General features: G+C 72.6%; 6 protein-coding genes. 1 reads left to right on the top strand and 5 read right to left on the bottom strand.

From position 1 onward, the window contains the following. The first annotated feature begins 200 nt into the window (after nt 1-200). Entirely contained in the window at nt 201-635 is a 435-nt protein-coding gene (locus ADY01_RS32895) for a cupin (protein ID WP_049580408.1), read from the top strand. A 3-nt stretch (nt 636-638) separates the two neighbouring features. Here the strand turns inward: ADY01_RS32895 and ADY01_RS32890 are convergent, their stop codons facing one another. From ADY01_RS32890 to ADY01_RS32870, 5 genes are all read right to left on the bottom strand, one after another. Continuing rightward, on the bottom strand, nt 639-1,385 hold the full coding sequence (locus ADY01_RS32890) for a calcium-binding protein (RefSeq protein WP_049580406.1): 747 nt from the start codon (nt 1,383-1,385) through the stop codon (nt 639-641). A 121-nt stretch (nt 1,386-1,506) separates the two neighbouring features. Then, nucleotides 1,507-2,268: a copper homeostasis protein CutC gene (locus tag ADY01_RS32885; protein WP_049580407.1), complete on the bottom strand. Its 762-nt coding sequence runs from the start codon at nt 2,266-2,268 to the stop codon at nt 1,507-1,509. Beyond that, entirely contained in the window at nt 2,265-3,149 is an 885-nt protein-coding gene (locus tag ADY01_RS32880; protein WP_049580405.1) for an amino acid ABC transporter permease, read from the bottom strand. The genes ADY01_RS32885 and ADY01_RS32880 overlap by 4 nt, the downstream gene beginning before the upstream one ends. Then, a complete protein-coding gene (locus ADY01_RS32875) occupies nt 3,146-3,790 on the bottom strand; it encodes an amino acid ABC transporter permease (protein ID WP_049580404.1) in 645 nt (214 codons plus the stop codon). The genes ADY01_RS32880 and ADY01_RS32875 overlap by 4 nt, the downstream gene beginning before the upstream one ends. A gap of 8 nt (nt 3,791-3,798) precedes the next feature. Further along, on the bottom strand, nt 3,799-4,752 hold the full coding sequence (locus ADY01_RS32870; RefSeq protein ID WP_049580403.1) for a glutamate ABC transporter substrate-binding protein: 954 nt from the start codon (nt 4,750-4,752) through the stop codon (nt 3,799-3,801). Between the last annotated feature and the right edge of the window lie 35 nt (nt 4,753-4,787).

Genomic DNA, 4,787 nt, shown 5'->3' with positions numbered 1-4,787 from the left:
ACCCTACCCCCCGTCCGCCACACCCTCCCGGCCCGGCAGCGCCGAACGGACCGGCGCGCGCCCGTCCGGACGGGAGATGGCCCGCGCGTTCGGGGATTGGGACCGGCCGCCGGCCGGTAGGACGTACTCGTCGGCGCGTCCGCTGGGGAGGCGCCGGTCCATCCGTCCACCGCGGGAGGCCTCTTCCTATGCGCGGATCCCTGCGCACCACACGTCGCACCGTGCTGACCGGGGCGGCCGTCGTCGCCATGACCCTGGCGGGCGGCACCGCCCACGCGACGCCGCCCGGCCAGGGCGTCACCGGCACCGTCATCGCCCGGACCACCGTGGGGGACACGGACTACATCCTCCGGGAGCTCACCATCCCGCCCGGCCAGGCCACCGGATGGCACTACCACGACGGGCCTGTCCACGGATACATCGAGCGGGGGGTCCTGAGCCACTACGACGCGACATGCGGCTCGGACGGGGTCTACCCGGCCGGTACCACGATCGCCGAGCCGCACGGGCCCGACGAGGTGCACCTGGGCCGCAACGAGGGAACGGAGCCGATCGTGCTGTACGCGCTGTACGTGCTGCCCCACGGGGCACCCCTGGCCAACGACGCCCCCAACCCGGGCTGCGACCTGGAGTAGCGGCTACGGGGTGATCCGGTCGCGGCCAGGGCCACCGAGGATGAGGTCCCGGCCGCCGTCGCCGGAGAGGGTGTCGTCGCCGAGGCCGCCGAAGAGGGCGTCGTCGCCGTCGCCCCCGGTGATCTCGTCGTCGCCCGAGCTGCCGAGGACGGTGTCCGCGCCGCCGTACCCCTCGATCATGTCGTCGCCCGGGCCGCCGAAGAACGTCTCGTCCGTGCCCTCGCCCACCAGGTGGTCCATGCCGGCACCGCCCTCCATGACGACGCCGCCCATCAGCATGTCGTCGCCGTCGCCCCCCGTCACCAGGTGCGCCGTGTGGGCGTGCAGGTCGTCGTGGCCGGGGCCGCCGTGCACCGCGGAGACGCCGGGGTCGTTGGTGAAGAACCCGTCGTCGCCGTCGCCGAGGGAGACGCGGATGTCGTCCGGCAGGCTGCCGCCGGTGGGCAGTTCGCATACGACGAAGGTGTCGTCCGCCGGGTCGAGGTACGCGCAGTGGTCGCCGATGCGGATCGGGACCACGTCCTTGAAGCCGATCCGCCGGATGCCGGTGCCCTCTCCCATCCATGTGGCGTAGAGGTCGTTGGCCTGGCCCTCGCCGGCCGTGTACCTGAGGGACCGGGTCTCCCAGTCCACGCTGATGGCGGCCGGGGCGGTGGCGCTCCCGGCGGTGGCGGGTGTGGCGGCCAGGGCGGTGGCCACCAGGGCCGATGCCGCCGCGGAGGAGACGGGGATGATGCGTAACCGGGTCATGGGGTGTGTCCTCACCTCACGAGGGAGTTGAATGTCGTGTACCGCACAACTCCTCAACCGTCCTCCCACCCGCCCGCCTTGTCCACACCGCCCCATCCGCCACGGGCGTGCCGGGAGTCGCTCAGGCCGGGTCCGCCTCCGCGCGCGCCGCGGTGATGATGCCGCGGACCCCGGCGGGGCTGGTGAGGCGGCGGGCGTACTCGTTCCTGCTCAGCGTCCCGCCCATGAGCGCACGGGAGTTGCGATGGGTGGCGGGGCCGTCGACGGTCATGCCGGCACTGAAGTGGATCTCCCTCGCGCCGGTCAGGCGTAGGACGCGCGCGACGTTGCGCTCCGTCACGCCGCCGCCGGGCATCACGACGAGGCGGTCCCCGGCCGCCTCGACCAGCCGCGCGATCAGCGGCGCCCCTTCCAGAGCCGAGACGTCCTGGCCGGAGGTCAGGACGCGGTCCACGCCGAGGCCGACCAGCCGCTCCAGTGCCTCGAAGGGGTCCCTCGCCATGTCGAAGGCCCGGTGGAAGGTGACGGAACGGCCGCCGGTGGCGGCGAGCAGGCGCCGGCACAGGGCCAGGTCGACGTCCCCCTCGGCGGTGAGAGCGCCGAGGACGATCCCGTGGGCGCCGAGGCCGACCGCGGTCTCGATGTCGCGCACCATGGCGCTCGTCTCGTGGCGGTCGTAGAGGAAGTCCCCGCCGCGCGGGCGGATCAGGACGTTGACCTCGATGTCCGGCGCCGCCCCCAGGACCGTCTCCATCAGCCCCACGCTGGGCGTGACGCCGCCCTCGAACAGCGCGCTGCACAGCTCCACCCGGTGCGCGCCGGCGTCCTGGGCGGTCAGGGCACCGTCGACGGAGTCGACGCAGACCTCGAAACGCGGGCTCACCGGCGCTTCGCCAGGGTGAAGGCCGCGCCGGCCGGGTCGGCGCCGGGACCGGCGCGCCATGGGCCGACGCCGCCGAGCCGCCGGCGTGGCCCCGTCCTCTCCAGCACGCGCCCCGCCTTGGACAGGCCGGCGTTCACGACCAGGTAGATCGCGGCCACGACGAGATAGGTCTGGATCAGCAGATGACTGTAGGTGGCGTAGACCTGACCGCTGAAGAGCAGTTCGTAGTAGCTGACGATGTAGCCCAGGGAGGTGTCCTTGATCAGGTCGATCGCCTTGCTGATCAGGGACGGCACGACGCGGCGCAGCGCCTGGGGGAGCAGGATCAGCCGCATGGTCTGGCCGCGGGTGAGGCCGACCGCCAGACCGGCGTCGCCCTGCCCGCGTTCCAGGGACAGCAGCCCCGCGCGGAACACCTCGGCGGCGGAGGCCGCGGTGGACAGCGACAGGGGCGCGACGAGCTTCCAGTACAGCGACAGGTCGAGGCCGTAGGTGGGCAGCGCGAACAGCGTCAGATAGATCAGCAGCAGGACGGGGACCGTGCGCATGACCTCGATGTAGGCGCCCGCGGCCCAGCGCACCACCCGGTTCGCCGAGAGGCGGCCGACCGCGAGCAGCAGGCCGAGCGGACCGGCGATGGCGGCGGCTCCGGCGGCGGCGAGCAGGCTGTACCAGGCGCCGGTGAGCAGGAAGCGCCACACGGGCCACCCGCCGAACTCCCGCCATTTGTCGGCGCTGAGCTGCCCGCTGTCGGCGAACCGGTGGACGGCCAGCCCGAGCAGGACGGCGAGGGCCACGGCGGTGGCGACGCCGAACCGGCGCTGCCTGCGCAGCGCCCTCGGGCCCGGGGCGTCGAACAGGATCGTGGACTCGCGGCTCATCGTACGATCGCGACCTTCCGCTCGACGAAGCCCGCTGAGAGGCCGATGATCAGGGTCAGGCCCATATAGGCCAGGCCGGCGCCCACGAACACGGGGATGGGCTGGGCCTCGACGAGGTTGACCCGGTTCGCCGCGTGGGTGAGCTCGACGACCCCCACGGCGGCGGCCAGCGAGGTGTTCATGGTCAGCGCGATGAAGATGTTGCTGATGGGCTGGACGACCGCGCGCAGCGCCTGGGGGAGCACCACGTACCGCAGGCTCTGCGTGGTGGTGAGCCCCAGGGAACGCGCCGCCTCCGCCTGGCCCTTGCCGACGCTGTTGACGCCGCTGCGGATGGCCTCGGCCATGTACGCCGCCTCGTAGAGGGCCAGCACGATCACCACGGTGGTGAACAGCGGGAAGATGACTCCCACTTCGGGCAGCGCGAAGACGAACAGCAGGAGCCACACGAGGAGCGGGACGTTCTGCAGCAGTTCGACGTACCCCATGGCGGCGGCGCGGAGCGGCCGGACGGGGCTCACGCGCGCCGCCGCCACCACGACGCCGATGACGAGCGCCCCGGCGCAGGACAGCAGCGTCAGCAGGCAGGTGGCCAGCAGGCCGTCCACCAGCTCGGGAAGGTGATCGGTGAGAACGGACACGGCGGTGATCAGTCCCTGCCGGTGTACACGTCCGGGACGGAGCCGACGGTGGGAGGCGTGCCGTCGCCGAGGGCGGAGCCCAGGCTGGCGTCCCACACCCGCTCCCAGGATCCGTCCTCCACGACGGTCGTCAGCCAGTCGTTGACGAACTCCGCCATGTCCTCCTGGTCCTTCGGCACCCCGATGCCCATGTCCCCCGGGTCGAAGGGCTCGCCGCCGACCCGCAGTTCCGGGTTGGTCTCCAGGCTGCCGGCCAGGATGATGTTGTCCTGGACGTAGGCGTCGCCGCGCCCCTGGAGGAGGGCCTGGACACAGGCCGGGTCGGTCTCGAAGGTGACGATCTCCGCGTCGGGCGCCGCCTCCTCGATCCGGGCGATCGCGGGGGTGTTGGCGCCGGCGATCACCGTCCTGCCGTTGAGGTCGGCCAGTTCGGAGATGTCCGTGGTGTCCTGCCGGGTGGCTATCTGGAAGCCGCTGGAGAGGTAGGGGCCGACGAAGGTGACCTGCTCGGCGCGCTCCGGGGTGATGCTGTAGCTCTGGAGGACGACGTCGACGGTGTGGTTCTGGAGCAGCGCCTCGCGGGTCTGGGTGGCCGAGCTGACGACCTCGACCTTCGGCTCGCCGAAGATGTAGGTGGCGAGCAACTGCCCCATGTAGGCGTCGAAGCCCTCGTACTCGCCGGTGACGGGGTTCTTCTGGGACATCAGCGGCGCGTCCGACGAGGCGCCGACGACCAGATGACCGCGCTCGCGGATCTCGGCCATGGTGGAGCCGTCGATGAAGAGGGAGTCGTCGGCCACCGGCGCGTCCGCGAGGAAGTCGGCGGACGGGCCGCCGCCCCCGTCCGACCCGGGCGGGGAGGCGCCGGGGCCCTCGCCCGTGCCGCCGCAGGCGGTGAGAGCCAGTGCCGATGCCGCGGCCAGGGCGAGGAGCGCGCGGCGGGAGGAGACAGAGGGGCTCATGGGAACGGCTCCTTCGAGCGGTGACAGCGGGCGGG

Origin of the sequence: Streptomyces sp. SBT349, assembly GCF_001083795.1 — a bacterium.
GTDB lineage: Bacteria > Actinomycetota > Actinomycetes > Streptomycetales > Streptomycetaceae > Streptomyces.
This window is presented reverse-complemented; position numbering and strand designations above follow the sequence as displayed.